Annotated in this window: 24 protein-coding genes and 1 tRNA gene; 20 read left to right on the top strand and 5 right to left on the bottom strand. The window is 27.8% G+C overall.

Annotated features, from left to right (window positions below):
* Window positions 1-3: 3 nt before the first annotated feature.
* The 16 genes from ACSIGC_RS11405 to purD all read left to right on the top strand — a co-directional run bounded on the left by ACSIGC_RS11405 (window position 4) and on the right by purD (window position 18,232).
* A complete protein-coding gene (locus ACSIGC_RS11405; RefSeq protein WP_442264949.1) occupies window positions 4-1,677 on the top strand; it encodes a DUF6909 family protein in 1,674 nt (557 codons plus the stop codon).
* Between the two features lie 2 nt (window positions 1,678-1,679).
* Window positions 1,680-2,729 carry a hypothetical protein gene (locus ACSIGC_RS11400; protein ID WP_442264948.1) on the top strand — a complete coding sequence of 350 codons (1,050 nt, stop codon included), beginning with the start codon at window positions 1,680-1,682 and terminating at the stop codon, window positions 2,727-2,729.
* Between the two features lie 45 nt (window positions 2,730-2,774).
* Window positions 2,775-3,890: a GDP-mannose 4,6-dehydratase gene (gene gmd, locus ACSIGC_RS11395; RefSeq protein WP_442264947.1), complete on the top strand. Its 1,116-nt coding sequence runs from the start codon at window positions 2,775-2,777 to the stop codon at window positions 3,888-3,890.
* Window positions 3,883-4,941 (top strand): GDP-L-fucose synthase family protein, encoded by a 1,059-nt coding sequence (locus ACSIGC_RS11390; RefSeq protein ID WP_442264946.1) that lies wholly within the window; start codon window positions 3,883-3,885, stop codon window positions 4,939-4,941. The genes gmd and ACSIGC_RS11390 overlap by 8 nt, the downstream gene beginning before the upstream one ends.
* Window positions 4,931-5,800: an N-acetylneuraminate synthase family protein gene (locus tag ACSIGC_RS11385; protein ID WP_442264945.1), complete on the top strand. Its 870-nt coding sequence runs from the start codon at window positions 4,931-4,933 to the stop codon at window positions 5,798-5,800. The genes ACSIGC_RS11390 and ACSIGC_RS11385 overlap by 11 nt, the downstream gene beginning before the upstream one ends.
* Entirely contained in the window at window positions 5,800-6,951 is a 1,152-nt protein-coding gene (locus tag ACSIGC_RS11380) for a cytidylyltransferase domain-containing protein (protein ID WP_442264944.1), read from the top strand. Before ACSIGC_RS11385 ends, ACSIGC_RS11380 begins: the two co-directional genes overlap by 1 nt.
* A gap of 1 nt (window position 6,952) precedes the next feature.
* Window positions 6,953-8,179 carry a hypothetical protein gene (locus ACSIGC_RS11375; protein ID WP_442264943.1) on the top strand — a complete coding sequence of 409 codons (1,227 nt, stop codon included), beginning with the start codon at window positions 6,953-6,955 and terminating at the stop codon, window positions 8,177-8,179.
* On the top strand, window positions 8,172-9,389 hold the full coding sequence (locus ACSIGC_RS11370) for a hypothetical protein (protein ID WP_442264942.1): 1,218 nt from the start codon (window positions 8,172-8,174) through the stop codon (window positions 9,387-9,389). The genes ACSIGC_RS11375 and ACSIGC_RS11370 overlap by 8 nt, the downstream gene beginning before the upstream one ends.
* 805 nt (window positions 9,390-10,194) lie before the next feature.
* The gene (gene wzy, locus ACSIGC_RS11365; RefSeq protein ID WP_442264941.1) at window positions 10,195-10,800 is read left to right on the top strand and encodes an O-antigen polysaccharide polymerase Wzy; all 606 of its coding nucleotides are present in this window, start codon (window positions 10,195-10,197) and stop codon (window positions 10,798-10,800) included.
* Window positions 10,801-12,006 (top strand): O-antigen ligase family protein, encoded by a 1,206-nt coding sequence (locus ACSIGC_RS11360; RefSeq protein WP_442264940.1) that lies wholly within the window; start codon window positions 10,801-10,803, stop codon window positions 12,004-12,006.
* Complete coding sequence (locus ACSIGC_RS11355; protein WP_442264939.1) at window positions 11,996-13,075, top strand: glycosyltransferase family 4 protein; 1,080 nt, start codon at window positions 11,996-11,998, stop codon at window positions 13,073-13,075. Before ACSIGC_RS11360 ends, ACSIGC_RS11355 begins: the two co-directional genes overlap by 11 nt.
* Window positions 13,068-13,616 (top strand): putative colanic acid biosynthesis acetyltransferase, encoded by a 549-nt coding sequence (locus tag ACSIGC_RS11350; protein ID WP_442264938.1) that lies wholly within the window; start codon window positions 13,068-13,070, stop codon window positions 13,614-13,616. Before ACSIGC_RS11355 ends, ACSIGC_RS11350 begins: the two co-directional genes overlap by 8 nt.
* Window positions 13,617-13,633: 17 nt before the next feature.
* On the top strand, window positions 13,634-14,806 hold the full coding sequence (locus ACSIGC_RS11345; protein WP_442264937.1) for a glycosyltransferase family 4 protein: 1,173 nt from the start codon (window positions 13,634-13,636) through the stop codon (window positions 14,804-14,806).
* Window positions 14,807-14,812: 6 nt separating this feature from the next.
* Complete coding sequence (locus tag ACSIGC_RS11340) at window positions 14,813-16,168, top strand: undecaprenyl-phosphate glucose phosphotransferase (RefSeq protein WP_442264936.1); 1,356 nt, start codon at window positions 14,813-14,815, stop codon at window positions 16,166-16,168.
* Window positions 16,168-16,923, top strand: coding sequence for a glycosyltransferase family 2 protein (locus tag ACSIGC_RS11335; RefSeq protein WP_442264935.1), 756 nt, complete (start codon window positions 16,168-16,170; stop codon window positions 16,921-16,923). Before ACSIGC_RS11340 ends, ACSIGC_RS11335 begins: the two co-directional genes overlap by 1 nt.
* Before the next feature lie 37 nt (window positions 16,924-16,960).
* Complete coding sequence (gene purD, locus ACSIGC_RS11330; RefSeq protein WP_442264934.1) at window positions 16,961-18,232, top strand: phosphoribosylamine--glycine ligase; 1,272 nt, start codon at window positions 16,961-16,963, stop codon at window positions 18,230-18,232.
* A gap of 26 nt (window positions 18,233-18,258) precedes the next feature.
* On the opposite strand, the gene ACSIGC_RS11325 is transcribed toward purD, so the two are convergent.
* Window positions 18,259-18,342: transfer RNA gene (locus ACSIGC_RS11325), tRNA-Leu, on the bottom strand.
* A 111-nt stretch (window positions 18,343-18,453) separates the two neighbouring features.
* Here ACSIGC_RS11325 and ACSIGC_RS11320 point away from each other — a divergent pair.
* A complete protein-coding gene (locus ACSIGC_RS11320) occupies window positions 18,454-19,395 on the top strand; it encodes a ribose-phosphate pyrophosphokinase (protein ID WP_442264933.1) in 942 nt (313 codons plus the stop codon).
* 22 nt (window positions 19,396-19,417) lie between these two features.
* Window positions 19,418-19,993: a 50S ribosomal protein L25/general stress protein Ctc gene (locus ACSIGC_RS11315; RefSeq protein ID WP_442264932.1), complete on the top strand. Its 576-nt coding sequence runs from the start codon at window positions 19,418-19,420 to the stop codon at window positions 19,991-19,993.
* An 83-nt stretch (window positions 19,994-20,076) separates the two neighbouring features.
* Here the strand turns inward: ACSIGC_RS11315 and ACSIGC_RS11310 are convergent, their stop codons facing one another.
* Window positions 20,077-20,460 (bottom strand): ankyrin repeat domain-containing protein, encoded by a 384-nt coding sequence (locus tag ACSIGC_RS11310; protein ID WP_442264931.1) that lies wholly within the window; start codon window positions 20,458-20,460, stop codon window positions 20,077-20,079.
* Between the two features lie 245 nt (window positions 20,461-20,705).
* Between ACSIGC_RS11310 and ACSIGC_RS11305 the strand changes: the two genes are divergently transcribed.
* Window positions 20,706-21,626, top strand: a complete 921-nt coding sequence (locus ACSIGC_RS11305) for an OmpA family protein (protein ID WP_442264930.1) — start codon at window positions 20,706-20,708, stop codon at window positions 21,624-21,626.
* A gap of 11 nt (window positions 21,627-21,637) precedes the next feature.
* The gene (locus tag ACSIGC_RS11300; protein ID WP_442264929.1) at window positions 21,638-22,375 is read left to right on the top strand and encodes a hypothetical protein; all 738 of its coding nucleotides are present in this window, start codon (window positions 21,638-21,640) and stop codon (window positions 22,373-22,375) included.
* Window positions 22,376-22,437: 62 nt separating this feature from the next.
* On the opposite strand, the gene ACSIGC_RS11295 is transcribed toward ACSIGC_RS11300, so the two are convergent.
* From ACSIGC_RS11295 to ACSIGC_RS11285, 3 genes are all read right to left on the bottom strand, one after another.
* Complete coding sequence (locus ACSIGC_RS11295) at window positions 22,438-22,800, bottom strand: hypothetical protein (protein WP_442264928.1); 363 nt, start codon at window positions 22,798-22,800, stop codon at window positions 22,438-22,440.
* Window positions 22,801-22,850: 50 nt separating this feature from the next.
* On the bottom strand, window positions 22,851-23,408 hold the full coding sequence (locus ACSIGC_RS11290) for a carboxymuconolactone decarboxylase family protein (RefSeq protein ID WP_442264927.1): 558 nt from the start codon (window positions 23,406-23,408) through the stop codon (window positions 22,851-22,853).
* A 313-nt stretch (window positions 23,409-23,721) separates the two neighbouring features.
* Window positions 23,722-24,567, bottom strand: a complete 846-nt coding sequence (locus ACSIGC_RS11285) for a helix-turn-helix domain-containing protein (protein WP_442264926.1) — start codon at window positions 24,565-24,567, stop codon at window positions 23,722-23,724.
* Window positions 24,568-24,677: the final 110 nt, after the last annotated feature.

Genomic DNA, 24,677 nt, shown 5'->3' with positions numbered 1-24,677 from the left:
AATATGTCAAAAATATATAAAGAAAGAACGAGAGCCCAAGAATCTACAAATGCAATAGAAAAATTATATATTTCTATGCGTCATTTATTTAGCCGTGGATTTTATAAGCCTATGGGAGTTTCAGGTGAAACTTTACGAAAATCGTTATTATCACTTAGACCTGAAATTTATGGGTCTATTGCCGAAAACAAAACTGAATTAAATGGCTTAAACTATATAATAGAAAGACTTCCTGAAGGAATAGAAGAATGTCAATTCATTAATCTTACAGGAGATGAAGGTTATAGAAACTCTCATTTTAAAGCAATTATTCCTCCAAAAAGAAGAAGAAACTGTTATCGAATAGATAAAGATCAAATGAATATTGAGATTACTAGGGGAAGATCTGATGTCTATGATATTTTAACACATCTTACCTTTTTATTTATAGAATCTCATAAAATAAAAGATCGTGTTTTAATTAGTGATGGTAAAAAAACAACTCGTGAATGGCAAAACCTAGAAGAAACAGTTCTTCACAACAAATCACTTACTGATCAAGAAAAAGATGTTTTGATAGTACATCTTGGAAGTATTTTAGGAAGAACTTACGAAGAAGTTTATCAAGCTTACAACACTTATGAGACAGAAGAAAACCCACATCGTTTCTTCCAATTAATTTATTGGTTAGGTAAACTAGCCATTAACGAAGAGCTTTATGATAAAAAAAGATCTATTCGTTTTAGCTCTGTTTTATCTGAAGAAATTGGGCGTCATTATCATGGAGAAAATTGGGCTAATGATATTAAAGAAGCCTTATTACAAAATAATTTATTAAATAGACCTATTCATATTATAAGCGCTAATATGCATAGTGTGTTAAACACATTATATGCGAATAATGCTTTACCTAAAGAAAATAACTCTGGTTTTGAATTATATGAGCTATTAAGTAACGCCAATAGCAAGCCCTTACAAACTTCTGTAAAAAATTACGCTTCTGAAAACGGATTAATTTACATTAAAGATAAAAGTGGAACAAACATTAATGTTCAAATTATAGACACTGCAAAAGTGAATTTTGATAACACAAAATTTAACAATCCTAATTCATCAGCAAAACCAGTGATTATTGTAATGGATTATGCTTTTGGAGAACAAGCTTATGAAACTATGGATGAGTTATTAAAACCATATAAACGTAATAATGAGATTCTTCATATAAATGTTGAATCTGTTTCCATAATGGGTAAAGCAGGAATTTTAGAAGGTGGTAAAGGAGATATTATGATTCCTTCTTCTCACATTTTTGAAGGTACTGCGGATAACTACCCTTTTAAGAATGAACTTAAAAAAGAAGATTTAGAAGGTTTTGGCGTTGAAGTATTTGATGGCGCTATGGTTACTGTATTAGGAACTTCATTACAAAACAAAGACCTTTTAAAATTCTTCCATGACTCAACTTGGGATGTTATCGGATTAGAAATGGAAGGAGCACATTACCAAAAAGCAATTCAATCAGCATCTAAGATTAGAGGTAATATTGGTGAAAATGTAAAAGTAAGATATGCGTACTATGCTTCAGATAATCCATTAGAAACTGGAGCAACATTAGCTTCTGGTGGATTAGGAATGAGCGGTGTAACTCCAACTTATGCAATTACTCAAAAAATATTAGAACAAATATTAAACGACTAAAAATGTCTGATCAATATCATAAAGAAAATGAAGAAGTAGATTTAGGGTCTTTGTTCATTATTATTGGAAAAGGATTTACAAAATTAGGTAACTCTATTTTGGGAATTTTTAAAGGTATATTCAATTTCTTTATTGAGATTCTTTTATTCCTAAAACTTAATGTAATTAAACTAAGTATCGCAACTTTTATAGGTGCCCTACTAGGAGTTTTTATGGAGTTTAATTCTGAAACAACTTACGAAGCAAATCTACATGTTAAACCTAACTTTAGTAGTTCTAGACAGTTATACAATAATATTCAATTTTATAATGATTTAGTAAAGCAAAAAAACATTGAGCAAATTAAATCTATATTTAAAATATCTGATACTGAAGCCAAATCTTTCAAAAAATTTGAAATCACTCCAATCATCAATGAAAATGACATTCTTACTTCTTATGATGAGCTTACACAATCGATAGATACATCTACTGTAAAAAGCTATTCGTATTTAAAATTTAAGAATGCATTTACTAAATTCGATTATAAGGTTCATAAAATAACTGTAAATTCTACTAGAGATAATATTTTTTCTAAGCTGGATGAAGTAATTATTGGTTCTATTGTTAATAATAACTACTTCAAGAATCTAAAAAAGATTAATAAAAACAATTTATTAAGAACTGATTCTTTATTAAGAAAAAACCTTAAACAAGCTGACTCTTTACATCACATATACAAACAAGTATTAATAGAACAAGCTAAAAAACCTAACTCATCTACTAGCATTAATATGGAAGGAAATAATCCTGGTTCGAAAAACAAAGAACAGGAGCTATTCAATGCCAAAATCAGATTAAATAATGATTTAGTTAAAGTTAACAAAGATCTATCTGAAAAATCGGAAATAATAAATATTGTTTCTAACTTCCAACCAATAGGTCATGAAATTAAAGAAATTGAAAAAAATAAAGCTTTTCAATTTGGTTTAGTAGGTTTAAGTTTAATGATATTACTACTATTATTATTAAAATTAAATTCATATTTAGAATCATATAGAAAGAGTAAATAATTTTAGAAATCTATTCTTTAAATAGGTTTTTTCTAAAAAAACAACATGAAAAAAGTAGCTTTAATTACAGGAATTACGGGGCAAGATGGTGCATATTTAGCAGAACTTTTATTAAAGAAAAACTATATAGTTCACGGTATAAAAAGAAGAGCATCTAGCTTTAATACACAACGTATTGATCATTTATATCAAGATCCACATACTGAAAATAGAAATCTGATTCTTCATTATGGAGATATGACCGATGGAACTAATTTAATCCGAATACTTCAAGAAGTTCAACCTGACGAAATTTATAATCTGGCAGCGATGAGTCATGTACATGTTTCTTTTGAAACACCAGAATATACTGCTAATGTAGACGGATTAGGAACATTAAGATTGTTAGAAGCTATTCGCATTTTAAAACTCGAAAATAAAACTAAAATCTATCAGGCTTCTACATCTGAACTTTATGGAAAAGTTCAAGAAGTACCACAATCAGAAACAACACCTTTTTACCCAAGAAGTCCGTATGGAGTTGCAAAAATGTATGCATATTGGATTACAGTAAATTATAGAGAAGCTTATAATATTTTTGGCTGTAACGGAATTTTATTTAATCATGAATCTCCAATACGAGGAGAAACTTTTGTTACACGTAAAATTACTAGAGCTGTTTCAAAAATTGCTCATGGGTTACAAGATAAATTATACCTAGGAAACCTAAATGCTCAAAGAGATTGGGGGCATGCGAAAGATTATGTTCGCATGATGTGGATGATTTTACAAGCAGATCAACCAGAAGATTGGGTAATTGCTACTGGTAAAACAACCACAGTTAGAGACTTTGTACAAATGGCTTTTAATGAAATTGGTGTAGAATTATCATTTGAAGGAGAAGGTAAAGAAGAAAAAGGAATTATAAAATCTTCTAATAACCCAAACTTTAATCTAGACGTTGGAAAAATCGTAGTTTGTATTGATCCACACTATTACCGTCCTACTGAAGTAGATTTATTAATAGGAGACGCTAGTAAAGCTAAAGAAAAATTAGGTTGGGTTCCGGAGTATACATTAGAAGATATGGTGAAAGAAATGATGGAAAGTGATTTAAAGTTAATGGAGAGAGAAACGTATTTGCAAAAAGGCGGACATGATATTTTAAATAATTATGAATAAATCTTCTAAAATATTTGTTGCAGGGCATAAAGGGTTAGTAGGTAGTGCTATAACTAAAAACCTTAAACAAAAAGGCTATACAAATATTATTACTAAAACACATAATGAGTTAGATTTAACAAATCAAACTGAAACTGCCTCTTTTTTCAAAAAAGAAAAACCTGAATACGTTTTTTTAGCCGCTGCAAAAGTTGGTGGTATTATTGCCAACAATACATATAGAGCAGATTTTATTTATGCTAATTTGATGATTCAAAATAATGTGATTCATGAAAGTTATAAACACAATGTAAAAAAACTTTTATTCTTAGGAAGCACTTGTATTTATCCTAAAAATGCACCTCAACCCTTAGTGGAAAATTCATTATTAACAGGAGAATTAGAATACACAAACGAACCTTATGCAATAGCAAAAATTGCAGGAATAAAAATGTGTGAGAGTTATAATTTACAATACGGAACAAATTTTATTTCTGTAATGCCAACAAATCTTTACGGACCTAATGACAATTTTGACCTGGAAAAATCTCATGTACTACCAGCTTTAATTCGAAAAATTCATTTGGCAAAACTATTATCTGAAGGAAAAGATTTAAATATTATAGAAGATTTAAAAGTTAAATCAATAGAAGAAGCTAGAATTTACTTATCAAAATTCGGAGTATCAGAAGATAGCGTAGAAATTTGGGGCTCAGGAAAACCTAAAAGAGAGTTTTTATGGAGTGAAGACATGGCAGATGCGTGTGTTCATATTATGAATAACGTTGATTTTAAAGACTTAATTAAGGGTTCTAAAGAAGTAAAAAATACACATATAAATATTGGTACAGGAAGAGAAATATCAATAAAAGAATTGGCTCAACTAATAAAGAAAAGAGTAGGATTTAAAGGGACATTAATGTTTAATATTAATAAACCTGATGGTACTATGAGAAAATTTACAGATGTAACTAAACTAAATAGTTTAAATTGGAAACATTCAGTTGAACTAACAGATGGAATAGATAGAATGTATAAATGGTATATAGAAAAGTATAAAAATGAACTATAAAAAACCAAAAGTAATTGCTGAAATCGGTTGTAATCACAAAGGTGACTTCGATATTGCAATTGAGTTATTAGACCTAGCAAAAGAATGTGGTGCTGATATTGCTAAATTTCAAAAAAGAAATAATAAAGAATTACTTACACCTGAACAATATAAAGCTAAACACCCAAACCCAGCTAACTCTTACGGAGAAACCTATGGAGCACACAGAGAGTTTTTAGAATTTACAGTTGAACAACATAAAAAACTAAAAGAACACTGTGATTCTATTGGTATTGAATATTCTACGTCTGTATGGGATACTACCTCTGCAAAAGAAATGATTACTTTTAAACCAAGTTTATTAAAAGTACCTTCTGCATGTAATAATCATTTTGAAATGTTAAAAGTACTAAGAGATGAGTTTGAAGGAGAAGTACATTTATCTTTTGGAATGACTACACAAGAAGAAGAGAAAAAAATAGTGGCCTTTTTCGAAGAAACTGGTCAAGCAAAAAATAGGCTAGTTATTTATTCTTGTACTTCAGGATATCCTGTTCCTTTCGAAAATGTTTGTTTACTAGAAATTACTAGATTAAAAAAAGAATTTGGAGATCGTGTAAAAGATATAGGTTTTTCAGGTCATCATTTAGGTATTGCTATAGATAATGCAGCTTATACACTTGGTGCAACTTGGGTAGAAAGACATTTTACAAAAGATAGAACTTGGAAAGGTACTGATCATGCAGCTTCTTTAGAACCAACAGGAATGAGAAAATTATGTAGAGATTTAAATGCTACATACAAATCTTTAAATTATAAAGAATCTGAAATTTTAGCAATTGAACAAGTACAAAGAGATAAACTAAAGTATAGAAAGTAATGAAAACAGTAGCTTTTATTCCTGCAAGAGGTGGAAGTAAATCAATTCCTCTTAAAAACATTAAACTGTTTTGTGGAAAACCCTTAATTTATTGGACAATAAAAGCTGCTTTTGAAGTAAATCAAATAAATGAAGTAGTTGTAGCTACAGATAGTCTAGAAATAGAAGAAACTGTCAGGTCTTTCAAATTTGAAAAAGTTACAATTTACCAAAGAGAAGCTAAAAATGCAGAAGATACTTCATCTACAGAAAGTGTAATGCTTGAATATTTATCAAAAGTAAACTTATCAGATTCTGATCGTTTTATATTGATACAAGCAACTTCACCAATGTTAACAAAGAATGATCTTGAAAACGGATTGAATCTATTTGTAAATAAAAAATATGATGCTGTTTTATCTTGTGTTCGAAGTAAAAGATTTTTTTGGTCACCCGACGGAAAAGCTTTGAATTACGATTTCAAAAATAGACCTAGAAGACAAGATTTTGATGGATTGTTAATGGAAAATGGTGCTTTTTACATAAGTACTGTAAAATCTATTCTCACAAATGAAAATAGAATATCTGGAAATATAGGTATAAGCGAAATGCCTGAATTTACTGCTGTAGAGATTGATGAAGAAGAGGATTGGATTGTTGCTGAATCTTTAATGAAAAAATTTATTTTAAATCAAAAAAAGCATAAAATAAAGTTAGTAATTTCTGATGTAGATGGGGTTTTAACTGATGCTGGAATGTATTATACCGAAGATGGTAATGAACTAAAAAAGTTTAATACTCACGACGGTATGGGATTTCAATTGTTAAGAGAAAATGGAATTAAGACTGGAATTATAACTTCTGAAAACACAAATATTGTTGCAAATAGAGCAAAAAAACTAAAAGTTGACTTTTTGTATCAAGGAAAAAAATTCGGAGGAAAATTAGAGTCTGTTTTAAAAATTTGTAACGAAAATAGTTTAGAGTTAGAAGAGGTTGCATATATCGGAGACGACATTAATTGCTTTGAACTGCTAAATGCAGTAGGTTTTGCTGCTTGTCCTGCCAATGCAACAAAAAAAATAAGAGACATCGTAAACATAACATTATTAGAAAAAAAAGGTGGTGAAGGTGTTTTTAGAGAGTTTGTGGAAAAAATATTAGCAAATTAAAATGAAAAAAATTCTTTATTACGATAACTGGGATAAAGGATACAGGAACTTTTTACGTTTAGATCCTATTTTTAAAGAAAATGGTTACTCTACAATTCTTTTACACACCTCTTCTTTAGTTGATGAAATTATTGAAATTGACAAAGAAATTGATGGCCTCTATTTAAGAGATATTTCTTTTTATAATACAAAAAGATTACGAAAGATTATAAGCAGTGAAGCTCCTGATGCAATTATTATGCTGAACTTATCTTTTATGATAGATAGAGCTTTAATAAGGATTTGTAATGATTTAAACATTAAAATTTATCATCTTTCACACGGGATGTTAATTCCTTCAGACAGTATTAAGGTAGTTAAACAAACAATAAAAGACTCTTCTAAAAAAAATCTTTTTTCAAAATTTAATAAAAAGAATAGATATGCTTTATTTAACTATCTAGTAGAATTAAAAAGCGTTACTAAAACAATATCTTTCTTTTACAAAGCAATAAAAAATCACACAAATTATACTCTTTTCCCCATTTATTCAGAAGAATTAAAGGTCAATAAATCGTTTGTCTTTTACCCTTCAGACTATCAAATTATGGTTAAAGATTTTGGCTTTCCAAAAGAAATGATAGAAGTTATAGGTAATCCAGAACTTGATGTTTTTTATAATTCTCAAATTATTGAGAAAACTACTTTTTTAAATACCAACAATATTAAAAATAGTAATTATATAGGTTATTTTGATGATGGACTTTCTAAAACACATGGTTGGAACAACAATAAATGGTTAGCTTTCTTAAAAGATTTAAATGATATTATTGTTAGTAAAGGCTCCTCACTTGTTATAAAACTCCATCCACGACGCGACATTAAAGAATGTATTTCATTCTTTGAAGAAAACAATATCACTTATTTATCTGATGTTGATTTTAAAAATTTTATACATCACTCTAAATTTATTATAAGTCATTTTTCTTCTGTTATTGTTTATGTTCTTCTTCTAAATAAAAAAGTAAAATCTCCCAGATGGGGTGAGTCAAGAGGTCTAGAAGAAAAATATCCTAACAATATTATTGAATATTTTTATTCTAAAAAATCATTTGAAGATAGCTTCTCATCAATAGAAACAAATAAAAACGAAACACAAAAATATTTATACAATACTGTCGGAAAAGTAGATGGTAAATCTACTAAAAGAGTTGTGAATAAGATTTTAAATGATTTAAAGAATGAGTAATAAAAGTTTCTTTTTAAATTCTTTAAAATATATTATCGTATCTGGAGCATCTAAAGGACTAAACTATTTAATTCTATTATATTTTGCTGTAGGTATTTTTTCTGAACAATATATAACAATACTTTTACTTCTTTCTTTAGAACAACTACTAAACTTACTACTTCCGTTAAATAACCCAACTATAATTTATTCCAAAACTGTAGTAGATTACGATAAGATAACTAATAAATTAATTTCTACTTCTTTTTTATTTCTTTGCTTTTACATCATAAGTTTTTGGCTTTTCAAGGAATCTATATTTAGATATTATGGTGTTTCCAATTTAATTATTTTCTCTTCCATTTTATTTAACGTTTTTACAAATGGTTATATATTTTATCTAACAAATTTTTATAAATTAATAGAAAACCATGATAAAGCTCTTAAAGTACAATCACTCTACTTTATCTCTTTTCTATCTATATTAATATTTTCTTTAGTGCTAGAAAATAAAGTATTAGCATTCTTTTTAGGTAAATCTGTAGGTTTCTTAATTATTATAATACTGATAAAACTATTCAAGTTTAATATTACAAAATTTCGTTTTTTAAACTTCACTGTAAATGAATGGAAGAAAATGTTAAATCTATTTTCAATAAGTATTTTAGGTTGGATTTCTGGTTTGGGGTTTATAAATCTTGCAAAAATATATTCAACCCCAGAGATTGTTCTAAGAATTGGTTATATCTTAAATTTATGGAATGTCTTTTTACTAATAGGTATCGGTGTAAATTCAGTATACCATCCTTTAATTAAAAAACACATTACAAATAAAATGCCTGATATTGCTAATAAAATAAAACATCAGACATTACTATTATATTTGGGAATTTCTTTGTGTGCATATATAATTTATTACACTTTAAACTACATAAATCTATTGGATAATTATCCTGAAATCCAAAAGGTATTTATTGAAATTCCAAATACTTTAATTCTTTTTGTAATAAGTGCCTTTTACTATGTTATTCATCCTTTTTATCTTGTTTATGATAAATTTAAAACCTTCAATTTCCTAAATATTTCTGCATTCATATTTACTGTTTTTATAACGTTTACAGGAACTTTTAATGGTTACAACAATTACATTATATATTTAATATTACTATATTTTTTTAAAAGCTCTTTTCTTTACATTTATGGTGAAAAAAAACTAATTAGAAATGTTTAAAGCAAAAAACTTATTCTTTGTAACTTATTTAGCTTTAACAGCTTTAATATTTTTAACATTTAGTGCTTCTTTTCAAGTTTATATATCTTTCTTTATTAGTAATTTATTTTTACTTTTAGTTGTTATATATCATTTATTTTATGAGAGAGACTATTCTCCCTTTATATCTGCTTATATAGTTTTTTATCTATTATTTTTTCTCCTTGCACCTATTTCACAAATAAACTCTTTTTCTGGAGTAGAAGGCAGTAGACTTGTCAATTTTTTTATCTACAAAGAGAACTTAGTAGTTTATGCCAATACACTAATTATAATATTCAATATAATTTTCATTTGCTTCTACATTGAATTGAAAAAAAAGATTTTAAACACAAAGAATATCTTTTTAAAAGAAACTTCAAAAAAATATCTTCCTGTTATTTTATCCATTCTTTTAATTATATCATTACTAGGTTTTTTTAGTAGCTACTCTTTTATAAAAGATGAATTTTTTAATCCTAATTGGTTAAAATCTCAAGAAACGTCAAAAGCAAAAGTTTTAATTAATAAAAAGTTTATATTCATGATACCTTTTACGGGTCTTGTATTGTGTATAAAATATATTAAATCACAAAAAAAACAACTTGTAAACTATATAATTATTCTTGCTTTTTTTGTGATCTTCTTTATGCTTTTGTTTTGGTTTAAAAATCCTTTGACTGAAAAAAGAAATGCGTTAGGTCCATTGTACATATGCTTGATTTTTCTGTTTTTCCCTAAATTGCTAAATAGCAATGTGAAAACATTATCTTTTTTGTTTTTTTCTATGATTATAGTATTCCCACTAACAGCTATAATCACTCATTCTGATGCTACTTTAGCTGAGATTTATAATAATCCTTTAATACTTATAAATCAAATGAAAGGAGGAGGTATAATTAGAGCTTTTAATACTTTAAATTATGATGCCTTTTTCAATTTTACAGCTTCAATAGATTATGTTGATAAAAATGGATTCTCTTTTGGCTATCAACTCTTAGGTGGACTTCTATTTTTTGTTCCTAGAAGTTTCTGGACTTCTAAGCCAGTATCTTCAGGAGAGTTAGTAGGTGATTATTTAGTTAATGATTTTGGGTTCAATTTCACAAACTTATCTAATCCTTATGTTTCAGAAGGTTTCTTAAATTTTGGATTAATTGGAGTTATTATTTACCCTATAATATTAGCATATGTATTGATCATAATGTTACAATGGATTAAATCTAAAAATCATTTAAAAAGAATAATGTCATTTTACTTTGCAATGCATTTATTATTTTTTTTGAGAGGTGATTTTACGAATGGGTTTTCATATTATATTGCTCCATTAATAGCTGTAGTTTACTTACCTAACTTCATAGAATATATAATTAAAAACATAGTAAAAAGATAAATGAAAGCACTTTATAAATTTTTAAAAGAGAAAAGTATTCCTTATGTTTTCATAATTATGTTCTCTTTGATATTGTTACCTAGAAATATAAAATCATTAGCTATAGCGCTATTTTCTGTAACAATTCTAATACATGCTGTCATTAAAAAAAATAAAATCAATTGGCGATTTTTTTTAATAAACAGTAGTGTTTATATATTTATAATTGGTACGCTTCTTTATTCTCATGATACACGACAAGCATCGTTAAAATTACAGACAATGCTTTCCCTTTTCCTATTCCCTTTAGTATTTTCCTTAATATCTAAAGAAAACTACACTAAAATTTATAATCATAAAGAAAAGTTTTTACAAGTTTATATTTACTCTGTTCTATTATTTAATCTTATAATATTTATAGGATATTGTATTAACGATCTTGCTTTTTTTAATGTTATAAAACATTATGTTATAATAGTAAATGAAAGATTACATAAATATAATATACATCCTATTTATCTTTCTATTCATTTATGTATTTCTTTAATTTTTAGCTTTTATTTATATAGTAAAAAACGAAAGATAATTACACTTATAAGTATAGTTTTACTTTCCTTTTTCTTGTTTATTTTAATGAGAAAAGGCCCTATATTATCCTTAATATTAATTTTATTATACTCCATTATTTTTCTTCTCAAGAGAAAATTAAAAATAATAACATCTATATCGTTAATAATTCTTGTTGTTTCATCATTTTTGATAGTACCAAAGGTTAAATCAAAATTTTCTGAAATATTAAATATTGAAAAGTTAACTGAGAAAAACATGAATTCTACTAATATTAGAGCTGAGATTTACAAATCCTCTTTAAAGCCTATAAAAGAATCTTTATTTTTGGGTTATGGGATAGGTGACTTCAATTCAGCTTTAATAAATAGCTATAAAAATAAAGTTCTAATTAGAAGACAATTTAACGCTCATAATCAATACATCAGTTTTTTACTAATTGGTGGTTTGTTTTTACTTTCAATCTTTTTATTAGTGCAGTTTTATAACATACGATTATCCTACGCAAATAATAATCATCTTTTTATCATTATTTGTCTTTTTTATCTATTTAATATGATGACTGAAAGTATACTTGAAAGAGAAAATGGAGTGATTTATTTTAGTTTCTTTATTTGCTTTTTTAGTTTAAAGAATTATATACTTGATAATGAAAAGTAAAGTGTTATTAATTGGTCCTTTTCCAGACCCTATATCTGGTGTATCATTAGCAAATAAAATTGTAAGAGACTTATTAAAAGAAGAAGAAAATTTTGAAGTTTCTTTTATCAATACCTCTAACCCTAATTTCAGTGAAGATTTAGGTTCATTCTCTTTAAAAAAAATGTTCTTTTATCTAAAACTAAATTTCAACTTATATAAAGTTTTTAAAAATAATATTATTTATATCACTCCTGGTCAAACTTTTTTTGGAATAGTAAAATATTCCGTATTTATTTTATTATCAAAACTCTTAAGAAAAGAACTTATTATTCACGTTCATGGAAACCATTTAATTGATTGTTATAATAGTTTACAAGGGGTTAAAAAACGTATTTTTAAAAATCTAGTATCAAAATTCTCAAAAGGAATAGTTTTATCAGAATCTTTAAAAAGAAATTTATCTCCATTTATTGAAGATGAAAAAATATTTATTCTTTATAATTTTGCTGAAGATTACCTAAAAATAGGAGAAACAAAAAAGAAATTCGAAAAAGTAAAGCTTGTTTTTTTAAGTAATCTTATGCAAGAGAAAGGAATTCTTTTTCTATTAGATGCTTTAAAAAGATTAGAAGAAAATGAAATACCTTACGAAGCTAAGATTGCTGGTAATATTGACGAGAATTTAAAAAATATAATTGTTAAAAAACTAAACAAATTAAATCATACCGAATATATTGGTATTGTAAATGGAAATATTAAAAAAGAATTACTTCTTTGGAGTAATACTTTTATTTTGCCAACCTTTTATAAAATGGAAGGTCAACCTATTTCAATATTAGAAGCATTAGCTAGTCAAAATTTTATCATAACAACTAAGCATGCAGGCATAACAGATATTATACATCAAAATGTTCACGGTAAATTTGTAGAACAACAAAATGTAGAAAGTATTTATATAATCATAAGGAATTTAACCGAAAACTTAAATGAACTCAAAGAAATAGCTCAAAATAACAGTAAGTATTTCCAACAAAAATTTTCATTAGATCTCTTTAAAGAGAATTTTATTAAAATATTAAATGCATAAAAAACAAGATTTAAATACATTTAAATTACCAAAAAATTTTAGAGGAAGAAATCCATTTATAGTTCAACTATGGTGGATTGTTCAATCGATACTTTTTAGAACTTCTCCTCAATTTTTGTACGGATGGAGACGCTTTTTATTACGCTTGTTTGGAGCTAAAATTGGTAAGAATGTTATTATTCGACCTACAGTTAGAGTTACTTATCCGTGGAAATTAAATATTGGTGATTATTCTTGGATTGGTGATGATGTAGTTCTTTATAATTTAGGTAATATTAACATTGGAAATAATGTGGTTATTTCTCAAAAATCATATATCTGTACAGGATCTCATGACTATACCATTCCCTCCTTCCCTATTTACGCTAAAGAAATTAATATTGAAGATGAATGTTGGCTTGCTACAGATGTTTTTGTTGCACCTGGAATCACTATAGGTAAACAATCTGTTATTGGCTCTAGAAGTAGTGTTTATAAAAATATTCCTGCAAATAAAATTTGCTACGGAAACCCTTTAAAAATAGTAAAAGATAGAAATTAATTCGACAACCACTTTTCATGATCAATAATCAATTAAACATAACTATAATTTCACCTTTCTTTTTTCCTGAACCAATATCTACAGGAAAATTTAATACTGAAATGGCTCTTGCTTTAAAAGCAAAAGGGCATCATGTAAAAGTATTATGCTTTCATCCTTTTTATCCGAGTTGGAAAATCAGTAAAAGTTCAGAACAAATTGATGGTATTGAAATAATTCGTGGAGGAAAATTTCTTCGTTTTACAAAAAACTCAACACTTCGTAGAATTATTTTAGAATTGAGTTTTTCCTTTTTTATGTTTAGAAACCTTCTAAAACTAAGAAAGAAAACAGATATTATTATTCCTGTTTTTCCACCAAGTTTAGCTTTTTATTTAATACATTTTTTTCTAAAGAAAAGCACAAAAAAAATTGGCATGATACACGATTTACAAGAAATATACGCCAATCAAAAAACGAGTATAATAAGTAAAGTAATTGCAAAGAGTATTCATGTAGTAGAAAAAGGCTGTTACAAATCTTGTGATTCATTAATTTTTTTATCCCAAGAAATGAAAGACTTTGCTCAAAATTTGTATGATTTACCAACTTCTAAATTAAAAGTTCAATATCCGTTTATTACAATTGATTCTAAAAATTTCACAAACGATCTAGAAATTATATTACCTAATACACACAAACATATTGTATACTCTGGAGCATTAGGAGAGAAGCAAAATCCACAAGGTTTATATAATTTATTTAACTTTTGCTCTGAACAACTTAATGGAGTTATGTTTCATATTTTTTCTCAAGGAAATCATTTCGAAGAATTAAAAGAAAAAAATAAAAACACTAAAATTAAGTTTCATTCATTAGTTCCTAAAAACAATATTGAAGAATTATATCGTAGGAGCAACATTCAAATTGTACCTCAACTTGCAGGAACTTCTAAAGGTTCTCTTCCTTCTAAGCTTCCAAATTTATTAGTAAGCGGAGTTAATGTTGTTTGTATTACAGATAAAGGAAGTGAAATTGAACTTTTATTTAAAAGAAATAACTTTAAAACAATAGTGACATCTTGGGATACAGAAAAAATTAAAGATATATTTGAAAAGTTACTTAAAGATGATTTTGAAAAATCAAATCAAATAGAAGTAAGCAAGAAATTATTCCTTATCGACTCAATGATTGACAAAATATTAAACTAATTAAGATTGATTTCAAAACTGATTAAAAACACCAATATTTTACTCTTGATAGTAGATTTACTACTCATCAATACTGTTGTATATTTTGTTTTTGAAAAAATTCATCAAAGTTTTCAATTTCATACCTATATTTCTATTTTTTGGTGTGTTACTTCAATTTTCACAAGCTATTATAAAGTTTATAGATTCACAAACTTATATAGATTACTTAGGTTAACAGTAGTTCAAGGATTATTTTTTACACTTGGTTTTTTTGCCTATTTCGGAATATTTAAAGAAGGGGAAGTTGTTAACACACAATTTAAAACTTTAGTAATAACCTTAGGTTCATTAGCTTTTTTTAAACTTATTTCTTTCCTAATTTTGAAAAAAATAAGACAATCTGGAAGTAATTTTAAAAAAGTAATTTTCTTTGAAAAAGATGATACTACCAAAAAAATGATCAAGCTTTTTCAAAATAAACCAAGTCTAGGGTATTCTTTCGTTGGTTATTTTTCAAATAAAGCAATTGATAATTCGAATTATCTAGGAAATGAAAGTGAGTTGTACGAGTTTCTTAAAGTAAATGAAATTGATGAGATCTATGCTACACTTTCAAATTTAAAAAAAGCACAAATAAAAAAACTTACTAAATATACTAGTATACATAACATAACTTTAAAATTAATTCCTGATTCTAAAGAATTTTACAGTAAAAGTAGAAATGTAGAATTTTATGACGATACATTAAAAGTATTGAGTGTTAAAAAGCTTCCTTTCGACTTAATTGAAAATAGAATTATCAAGCGTATTTTCGATATTCTATTTTCTTCATTTGTTTGTTTGTTTATTATTTCTTGGCTATATCCTATATTATGGATATTGATTAAAATTGAATCAAGAGGTCCTGCAATATTTAAACAAGAACGAGAAGGGTTTAATGGAAATGAATTTGTTTGTTATAAATTCAGATCTATGTACATAAATAAACAAGCAAATGAAGTTCACGCTACAAAAAACGATAGCAGAGTGACACCAGTAGGAGCTTTTTTAAGAAAAACAAGTTTAGATGAAATTCCTCAATTTTTTAATGTATTATTAGGAAACATGAGTGTAGTTGGACCTCGACCACATTTAGAAAGTTTAGCTCTTGAGTATCAAAAAGATGTTGACAATTATTTAGAACGACACGCTGTAAAACCAGGTATAACTGGCTTAGCACAAATTAGTGGTTATAGAGGTGAAATAAAAAAGAAATCAGACATTAAAAATAGAGTTCGCTTAGATATTTTTTATATCGAGAATTGGTCGTTTATGTTAGATATAAAAATTGTTGTTAGTACCGTGTTAAACGTTTTTAAGGGTGATGAAAATGCTTATTAATGAATAATTATACTGACATAACAGCTTGTATTGTATTATATAATGAGAATATTAATGATTTAGAAAATACTGTTAACTCCTTTTTAAATATTTCTTATTTCACAAAACATCTTTTTTTAGTAGACAATTCACCTCAACAGAACTTACCTCTATCACTAAAAAACCAACCTGATATTACCTATATTTTTAACAATGAAAACTTAGGTTTTGCGAAGGCTCAAAATCTTGTATTAGATAAAATAAAAAACTCTAAATATCATTTAGTTTTAAATCCAGATGTAACTTTTAAACCTAATGTTATTCAGCATTTAATTGAAACATTAAGAAACAAAACTAATATAGCTGTAATTACTCCTAAAATTCAATTTCCAAACGGAAAACATCAATATAATGTTAGGAAGTATCCTACTTTTTTTGATTTAATAATTAGAAAACTAAACATTTTTAGGAGTAGAATTCATGAACAAGAGTATAGAGATCAAGATTTAACCAAACCATTTTTTCCAGAAGCGATACATGGCTGTTTTATGTTATTTAAAACTGAAGATTTTGTTACTTTAAATGGTTTTGATGAACGTTACTTCTTGTATATGGAAGATATTGATATCTGTAAAAAAATAGATCTGATAGGTAAGAAAAAATTATATTATCCTAAAGTAAAAGTTTCACATGTTTTAAAACAAGGATCTTCTAAAAACATCAAATTATTTCTTTACCATTTATCTTCTGCTTTTAAGTATTTTGTGAAATGGTAATAGCTTATATTTGCAGCCAAATAACAACACAACACACATGAATATTTTAGTTTTAGGTTCTGGAGGTAGAGAACATGCATTTACTTACAAACTATCTCAAAGTAAAAAAGTTACTCAAGTTTTCGTAGCTCCTGGAAATGCAGGAACAGATAAAATCGCTAAAAATTTAAATCTTAATCCAACTGATTTTAATGCAGTTAAAACGGCTGTTTTAGAACATGAAATTAACATGGTAGTTGTGGGGCCAGAAGCTCCTTTAGTTGAAGGAGTTCACGATTTCTTTTTAGCCGACAATCAACTAAAAAACATTCCTGTGATCGGACCTAAAAAAGATGGTGCTTTATTAGAAGGAAGTAAAGATTTCTCTAAACAATTTATGGAGAAACACAATATTCCTACTGCAAGATATCAATCGTTTACACAAGATTCTTTAGAGGACGGATATGCTTTTTTAGAAACCTTAAATCCTCCTTTTGTTTTAAAAGCTGATGGTTTAGCTGCAGGAAAAGGGGTTCTAATTTTAGATCATATTGAAGAAGCTAAAACTGAGTTAAAAGAAATGTTAACCAATCAAAAATTTGGAGATGCTTCTGCAACAGTAGTTATCGAAGAATTCTTGAAAGGAATTGAACTTTCTGTTTTTGTACTTACTGATGGGAAAAGTTATAAAATTTTACCTTCTGCTAAAGATTATAAAAGAATTGGAGAAGGAGATACTGGATTAAATACAGGTGGAATGGGAGCAATTTCTCCTGTACCTTTTGCTGATACTGATTTTCTTACTAAAGTTGAAGATCGAATTATAAAACCAACTATTGATGGTTTACAAAAAGATGGAATCGATTATAGAGGATTTATCTTTATCGGTTTAATGAATGTAGCTGGAGATCCTTTTGTTATCGAATATAATGTAAGAATGGGAGATCCTGAAACTGAAGTGGTTTTACCTAGAATCAATTCTGATTTATTTGATTTATTTGAAGGAGTTGCTAACCAAAACTTACATGAGAAAACTTATGAAGTAACTTCACAAACTGCGACTACAGTAATGTTAGTTTCTGGTGGATATCCTGAAGCATACGAAAAAGGGAAAGCAATTTCTGGTTTCGAAGGAATTGAAGATTCTATTGTTTTTCATGCTGGAACAAAATTAGATAATCGTCGAGTAGTAACAAATGGAGGAAGAGTTATGGCAATAACATCTTTTGGTGATACTATTAAAGATGCTTTAGCTAAGTCTTATAAAAATATCGACAAGATTTCATTTGAAAAAATGAACTACAGAAAAGATATTGGATTCGATTTATAGAATTTTTAACCTGTAAAAAGTTATTGTACCAAAGGTGGGACTCGAACCCACACGCTCTAATGAGCATCGGATTTTGAATCCGACGTGTCTACCAATTCCACCACTTTGGCAATAATAGGCTGCAAATCTAAATATTTTTTATTGAATTCGAATAAATCTCTTTATTACTGTTTAAAATAATTTTACTTTTGCGCAAACACAACAATAAACACAACTAATAAATGTCTTATAATCAACTTACTCCTAAATTGTTTGCATGCAGACAAAGTATGGAGCTAGCAAAAAAAATAGCAAAAGAATATGGCGAAGAGCTAGGTAATGTTAAAATTACACCTTTTAGCGATGGTGAATTTCAACCTGCTTTTGAAGAATCAGTGAGGGGAAGAAGAGTTTTCATTATTGGTTCTACTTTTCCTACTGCTGATAATTTAATGGAAATGCTGTTAATGTTAGATGCTGCTAAACGTGCATCTGCAAGACATATTACTGCTGTTATGCCTTACTTCGGATGGGCAAGACAAGATAGAAAAGATAAGCCTAGAGTAGCAATCGGTGCAAAATTAGTTGCTAATCTTTTACAAGCTGCTGGAGCAACTCGTATTATGACAATGGATTTACACGCAGATCAAATCCAAGGTTTCTTCGAAAAACCAGTAGATCACTTATATGCTTCTACAATATTTATGGAATACATTGAAAGTTTAAAACTTGAAAATGTAACTATAGCTTCTCCAGATATGGGAGGTTCTAAAAGAGCATATGCATATTCAAAATATTTAGCTAGTGATGTTGTAATCTGTTACAAACAAAGAAAAAAAGCTAATGTAATTGAGCACATGGAATTAATTGGTGAAGTGAAAGGTAAAAATGTAATTCTAGTTGATGACATGATCGATACTGGAGGAACATTAACTAGAGCTGCCGATTTAATGGTAGAAAGAGGTGCAAAATCTGTAAGAGCAATTTGTACGCACCCAATACTTTCTGGAAACGCTTATGAAAGAATCGAAAACTCTAAATTAACAGAGTTAATTGTCTCAGATACAATTCCTTTAAAAAAGAACATTTCTAAAATAAAAGTTGTATCTTGCGCGCCCTTATTCGCTGATGTTATGCACAAAGTGCAAGAGAATACATCAATAAGCGATAAGTTTTTAATGTAAATTTTTAAAATAAATATAAGTAATGCAATCGATTACAATCAACGGATCTCAAAGAGAAAGCGTGGGTAAAAAAGCTACTAAAGCCCTACGTAATGCTGGAAAGGTTCCTTGCGTATTATACGGAGGAGATAAGCCTGTTCACTTTTCAGCAGAAGAAAAAGCGTTCAAAAGTTTAGTATACACTCCAAACGTATATACTGCTTCGATTGAACTAGACGGTAAAACTTACGCAGCTGTTTTACAAGACATTCAGTTTCACCCTGTAACTGACAAAATCTTACACATTGATTTCTATCAATTATTCGAAGATAAGCCAGTAACTATGGAAATTCCTGTTAAATTAGTAGGTAATTCTAAAGGAGTTATGATTGGTGGTGCTTTACGTCACAACATGCGTAAATTAAAAGTTAAAGCTTTACCAGCTAATTTACCAGACTTTATTGAAGCTGACATTACTGAATTAGAAATCGGTAATAAGCTTTACATTACTGAATTAGCAAATGAGAACTTTACTTTCTTACACCCAGATAACACTGTGGTTGCTCAAGTACGCATGTCTCGTAACGCTGCTAAAGCTGCTGCTGAAGCAGAAAAATAGAAAATATCATTTTTCAAAAATAAAAAGAAAGACCTACAAAATCGTAGGTCTTTTTTAATTCAAATAATTGACAAATGAAGTCTTTATTTCTTCATTGCTTTTTCAATAACTTTCATAGTTTCATTAGCTTTTGCTAATTCTGCCCATTTTAAAGCTGTTAATCCTCTATTCGATTTTACTTTTAACTTCGCTCCTTTATCTATTAATAATTTTGCGATTTTAACTCTGTTGTAACGCGCTGCAAACATTAATGGTGTTAATCCTGTAGATTTCTTATTAATATCTTCTCCGCTATTAATCATAGCTTCAACAGCTTCATAATTGCCTTCTTTAATTAATTTACAAAATGTTGTTACATCTTCATAATTTAAAAAAGTAGCATTTTCATTTGTTGGTAATTCTGTAGCGTTAACTGTTGTTGTATAAGCTCCAAAAGCTAAAGCGATGGTTAAGATGATTTTCTTCATAATACAATATTAATTAGTGGTTGTTTAGTTAAAAGACGCTTACATCTCAAAAGTGTTTCGTCATACTTCACTAATTAACAAAACAATAACTTTAGTAATGTTTTTGTTAACATTCATTAAAAAAACCTGTTTAAATCACGTTTTTCAAATTAAAAAAACTAAAAATTAACATCTTTATAATCAACAGTGTTAAAATTTTCAAAAAAAAATAATAACTTCACAATCAATAACCTAAATCAAAAACTATGGGTAAAAGATTAATATATCTTATAGGTATTTTACTTACCATTATTATTGGAACCTACTTTAGCTACATTTTGTGTTGTAATTCTGAAAGTCATAATGAAAATGTTATGACTAATGAAAATACAACACAAAAAAAAGTATACAAAAATCCAACCTTGTATCCTTTTAATGTTAAAGATGCTAATGGTGATTTTTTATTAAACACTAACGATAATTTTAACTTCGAAGCTTCTAACCTCAACTTTTTAACACCTATTTCTTCTAACTTAGATATAGAGATTAATAAATTAAAAGATTTTTTATCTGTAAACAATAATAAATCTCTATCAATCACTGGATATTACACACAAGAGGAAGAAAACAAATCTGCTTATCCTAATTTAGGTTTAGCCAGAGCAAATTCTATTAAAAACTTTTTAAACAAAAAAGGCATCCCCTCAAAAGTCATGAACACTTTAGGTGAATTAAAAGAAGACATGGTTGCAGATTCTTTACATGTTTATCATGGACCTTTAGTTTTTTCTATTTCAGAACTAAAAGATAACCCTGAAGAAATGGATAAACTTGCTGAATATATTAAAGCTCATGCAATAGAATTACATTTTAAATCTGGACAATTTGAAATTAACCTAAATGAAGAACAAAGACAAGAAATTGCAGACATTGCCAAGTATTTAGATAAAGTAGATGGTGCTATTTGCATAATTACTGGCCATACAGATAACACTGGAGATGTGACTACTAACATAACTTTGGGTCAAAATAGAGCAAATTCAGTAAAAGAATACCTTATTAAAAATGCGGCTATACCCGAAAATAAAATTATTGCAACATCTAAAGGCGAATCGGAACCCATAGCAGATAATAATACTGAAGAAGGAAAAGCAAAAAACAGAAGAACAATAATAACAATTAAATAAATAAGAAAATTATGAGTCCATGTATATACATTCCTATTATAGTAGGTCTTTTATGCGCTTTACTAGGCTATTTATTAGGTAGGCTTTTTAGAAAATCTAACAATGATAATTCTAATCACGATGCTATAGTACTAGAATATAAAAATAAAATCTCTCAACTTGAAGCTAATTTAGATGCTTGTAATAAAGCAAAATTAGCTTTACAAAAAGACTTAGACTCTTGCAGACAAAGTAAAACCGGATTAAGTTCTGATTTAAAATTAGCAAGAGAAGCAAGTGCTAATTTAGGAGCTGCAGCATCTTTAACAGGAAGTACAAATAATGATTCAGAATTAAAAGATAAAATTTCTAACCTGGAAGCTGAATTAGATGCTTGTAATAAAGCAAAAATTTCTTTACAAAATGATTTAAACAGAGCTAAAAATACAAATACTCATTTAAATTTAATTCCGTTTAATGCTGATGCTGCAAAAGCTGTATTTGGTAAAAAAATAAAACAAGATGATTTAAAAATCGTAGAAGGAATTGGACCAAAAATTGAAGGGCTATTCCATAATTTTGATATTAAAACTTGGAAAGCCTTAAGTGAAGCTTCAATTGAAAAATGTCAAGAAGTATTAAATAGCGGTGGCGATCGTTATCGAATTCATAAACCAGACACTTGGCCACAGCAAGCTAAACTTGCTTATGAAGGTAAATGGGAAGAATTACAGAAATGGCAAGATGAACTTGATGGAGGAAAATTATAAGAACAAAAAAAAGCTCGGTAAAATATTTATTACCGAGCTTTTTTGAAATTAACAATCTATATCTATTTTACAATCAACGTATATTGAGGTGTTGGGTTTAACGGACAAAAATAAACATACTCCCCTTTCGTAAGTGTTACTTTTTTAGAAGTAGATTTCTTATTATTCTTGGCTAATGAAGTAACATAAGCTTCTTTAATATGACTAGCTTGATCTGTTTTTCCTTTTGGAGCCAAAACAAAACCTACATCTTTACCAACATTACTATTTGCGATTTCGAAGATATAAGTTCCTTCAGATAATGTTACTGACTTTTGAGTAAACTCTCCTTTAGTTTGTTCTAAAGATACTGTTTTCACCTCTTGTGCATTTACATTCATTACCGCACCTAATACTACTACTAAAATTGCTATTACTTTTTTCATGTTTAATTAATTTATTGTTTTGGGATTTATAATTTTTATCTACTTTTTTATTATGAATTTACTGTGAATTTACCTGCTTCTACTGCTGGAAAATCTATCTCAGTTTCTGCGATATGATTTACATAATTTGTTAATGTATTAGATACCACATTTAAAACAATCTCTAATACATCTCCATCATTATATCCTGCTGCCTTAACTGCTGCTAATTCTTCAGAACTTACATTACCTCTATTTCTAGTTACACTTTGTGCAAATTGTAACCCTGCTGCTACTTTATCATCAGAAGAACGTCCTTGTCTGTTCGCTTCAGTTTGTTCATCGGTTAAACCATTCATTTTTCCAATTGCAGTGTGTGCAGATAAACAGTAGTTACAACTATTTTCTTCTGCAATTGCTAAAGCTAATTGCTCTCTGAATTTATTAGAAAAGTTTCCGCTAGCTGTTAAATCACCTAATGATAAATAACTTTGTAATGTTGCTGGTGAGTTACCAAAAACTTTAATTAAGTTTGGAATAAATCCTAATTTATTTTGAACTGCGTCAAACAATTCTTTTGATTTTCCTGTTGTTGTCTCTGGGTTTAATGTTTCTATTCTTGTACTCATTTTTAAGTTTTTTTATTAGTTATTATTTTCTTGTTTATTGTTTAATTCGTTTTGCTCTTCGTACTCTTGGTATCCCCAACAGTTAGGGCATTGATGTGTTATTACTTTCATGTGTTTTTTGTTTTAACGAGGATTAACAAATAATTCTGGTACAAAGATGCGACGAGAATAGACCTTAAAAAATGGACAAAAGTTCCTAAGCCTTGTACATTTGGACTTTTTACTGAAAAACAGGATGAAAAAGCAAAAAATCCGCCTTGAAATTTCTTCAAAAAGCGGATTTGTTTATAATTCTAAAAAGTATAATTTACAATTACACTTTTTGTATTTTCTTAAATTGTGCAGGAGAATTTCCTGTTGCTTTAGCAAAAAAACGTGAAAAGTAAGCCGGATCATTAAAGCCTAAATCGAAAGCAATATGTTTAACAGCCTCAGAAGAATATAATAATTGTCGTTTTGCTTCAGTAATAATTCTATTTTTAATAAAATCACTTGGAGTCTCTGCTCCTATTTTCTGAAAATGTTTAGTTAACGACTTTGGAGAAATTCCTAATCGATTTGCGTAATCTGTAACACTATGAAGTTTTCTGAAATTTTGCTCTACAAGCAAACTAAAATCTTTAAATAATTTAGTTTCTGTGTCATCTTTTACTATTGAATGTTCTTTTTTCATTCGAACAGAATAAATAATAAACTGTTTTAAAAATGATTGTAGCATATCATATTGTGCTGTTTCTGTTAATTCAAACTCTTCAACTAAATTATCTAAAATGAAATTTAGTTTTTTAATATCCTTTTCTGAAGGAGTTACAAAAGGAGTTTCATATACATTATTAAATAAAACGCCATTACAAGCAATCTCTGTATCGTGAGTTTGGATACAATAAAAATCTCTAGTAAAACTAAGTTGATAAGCTTCCTTTATTTTTTCAGAATCAACCGTAAAAACCTGTCCTGGTGACAGAAAAAACAAAACCGTTCCATTAAAAGAATAACTTTTAAAATCAATATTGTACGTTCCTTTACCTTCTTTAATCCAAAAGATTTTGTATTCGTTTATTTGGGTAGGTTTATTTACAACACAGGCTTTTTCAAAATCTACTAGTTGTAGTGAAAAAACATCTTGAAAAGTATAGGTTTTAATATCTTGAATTGCCATAATTCAAATTTACTAATTGGTCGTAAAAATGAAAACAACTAACAACAATTTCCTTTGTATTTATACAAAAAAGAACCGTTAAAATAAATTTAACGGTTAACTTTTCATGT

Source organism: Tenacibaculum aquaeponti, assembly GCF_052084715.1.
Classification (GTDB): Bacteria; Bacteroidota; Bacteroidia; order Flavobacteriales; family Flavobacteriaceae; genus Polaribacter.
Note: the sequence above shows the minus strand (reverse complement) of the source record. Positions and strands in the feature narration are given on the sequence as shown.

Coding starts and splice junctions, on each gene's coding strand:
- ACSIGC_RS11375 (WP_442264943.1), top strand. CDS start 6,953: ATGAAAAAAATTCTTTATTACGATAACTGGGATAAAGGATACAGGAAC.
- ACSIGC_RS11390 (WP_442264946.1), top strand. CDS start 3,883: ATGAATAAATCTTCTAAAATATTTGTTGCAGGGCATAAAGGGTTAGTA.
- ACSIGC_RS11405 (WP_442264949.1), top strand. CDS start 4: ATGTCAAAAATATATAAAGAAAGAACGAGAGCCCAAGAATCTACAAAT.
- ACSIGC_RS11385 (WP_442264945.1), top strand. CDS start 4,931: ATGAACTATAAAAAACCAAAAGTAATTGCTGAAATCGGTTGTAATCAC.
- ACSIGC_RS11305 (WP_442264930.1), top strand. CDS start 20,706: ATGGGTAAAAGATTAATATATCTTATAGGTATTTTACTTACCATTATT.
- ACSIGC_RS11320 (WP_442264933.1), top strand. CDS start 18,454: ATGTCTTATAATCAACTTACTCCTAAATTGTTTGCATGCAGACAAAGT.
- ACSIGC_RS11335 (WP_442264935.1), top strand. CDS start 16,168: ATGAATAATTATACTGACATAACAGCTTGTATTGTATTATATAATGAG.
- ACSIGC_RS11310 (WP_442264931.1), bottom strand. CDS start 20,460: ATGAAGAAAATCATCTTAACCATCGCTTTAGCTTTTGGAGCTTATACA.
- purD (WP_442264934.1), top strand. CDS start 16,961: ATGAATATTTTAGTTTTAGGTTCTGGAGGTAGAGAACATGCATTTACT.
- ACSIGC_RS11355 (WP_442264939.1), top strand. CDS start 11,996: ATGAAAAGTAAAGTGTTATTAATTGGTCCTTTTCCAGACCCTATATCT.
- wzy (WP_442264941.1), top strand. CDS start 10,195: ATGATTATAGTATTCCCACTAACAGCTATAATCACTCATTCTGATGCT.
- ACSIGC_RS11380 (WP_442264944.1), top strand. CDS start 5,800: ATGAAAACAGTAGCTTTTATTCCTGCAAGAGGTGGAAGTAAATCAATT.
- gmd (WP_442264947.1), top strand. CDS start 2,775: ATGAAAAAAGTAGCTTTAATTACAGGAATTACGGGGCAAGATGGTGCA.
- ACSIGC_RS11400 (WP_442264948.1), top strand. CDS start 1,680: ATGTCTGATCAATATCATAAAGAAAATGAAGAAGTAGATTTAGGGTCT.
- ACSIGC_RS11295 (WP_442264928.1), bottom strand. CDS start 22,800: ATGAAAAAAGTAATAGCAATTTTAGTAGTAGTATTAGGTGCGGTAATG.
- ACSIGC_RS11315 (WP_442264932.1), top strand. CDS start 19,418: ATGCAATCGATTACAATCAACGGATCTCAAAGAGAAAGCGTGGGTAAA.
- ACSIGC_RS11370 (WP_442264942.1), top strand. CDS start 8,172: ATGAGTAATAAAAGTTTCTTTTTAAATTCTTTAAAATATATTATCGTA.
- ACSIGC_RS11345 (WP_442264937.1), top strand. CDS start 13,634: ATGATCAATAATCAATTAAACATAACTATAATTTCACCTTTCTTTTTT.
- ACSIGC_RS11285 (WP_442264926.1), bottom strand. CDS start 24,567: ATGGCAATTCAAGATATTAAAACCTATACTTTTCAAGATGTTTTTTCA.
- ACSIGC_RS11290 (WP_442264927.1), bottom strand. CDS start 23,408: ATGAGTACAAGAATAGAAACATTAAACCCAGAGACAACAACAGGAAAA.
- ACSIGC_RS11350 (WP_442264938.1), top strand. CDS start 13,068: ATGCATAAAAAACAAGATTTAAATACATTTAAATTACCAAAAAATTTT.
- ACSIGC_RS11360 (WP_442264940.1), top strand. CDS start 10,801: ATGAAAGCACTTTATAAATTTTTAAAAGAGAAAAGTATTCCTTATGTT.
- ACSIGC_RS11300 (WP_442264929.1), top strand. CDS start 21,638: ATGAGTCCATGTATATACATTCCTATTATAGTAGGTCTTTTATGCGCT.